We start from the raw sequence: 572 nt of genomic DNA on the forward strand, positions 1-572 counted from the left end.
CGATCCGAAGGGTCGTTCCGAGGGTGAGGTGATGCGGTTCTGTCAGGCGTTCATGACTGAGTTGTACCGGCATTTGGGTGAGCACACCGATGTGCCGGCGGGGGATATCGGGGTGGGGGGTCGGGAGATCGGTTATCTGTTCGGTCAGTACAAGCGGATCACCAATCGCTACGAGTCCGGGGTGTTGACCGGGAAGGGGTTGGCCTGGGGTGGTTCGCAGGTGCGGCGGGAGGCCACCGGCTACGGCACCGTCTTCTTCGTGGAGGAGGTGCTGCGGACGCGGGGTGACTCGTTCGAGGGTAAGAAGGTGGTGGTGTCCGGGTCGGGCAATGTGGCTGTCTACGCGATGGAGAAGATCCAGCGGTTGGGCGGTGTGGTGATGGCCTGTTCGGATTCGGCGGGTTATGTCGTGGATGAGAAGGGTATCGACCTGGATCTGGTGAAGGAGATCAAGGTGGTGCGCCGGGAGCGGATCAGTGAGTACGTCAGCGAGCGTGGTGGGGCGGCTCGTTATTTGGCTGGTCAGTCGGTTTGGCAGGTGCCGTGTGACATCGCGCTTCCCTGCGCGACGC

At 62.6% G+C, this 572-nt stretch carries 1 protein-coding gene; it reads left to right on the top strand.

Features of this window, described 5'->3' with window-relative positions; translation table 11 throughout:
- Nucleotides 1–52: 52 nt before the first annotated feature.
- On the top strand, nt 53–572 hold a 520-nt coding region (locus ACFFIA_RS30270), incomplete at its 3' end, for a Glu/Leu/Phe/Val dehydrogenase dimerization domain-containing protein (RefSeq protein ID WP_446686987.1).

Origin of the sequence: Phytohabitans kaempferiae, from assembly GCF_042433955.1 — a bacterium.
GTDB classification, from domain to species: Bacteria; Actinomycetota; Actinomycetes; order Mycobacteriales; family Micromonosporaceae; genus Phytohabitans; species Phytohabitans kaempferiae.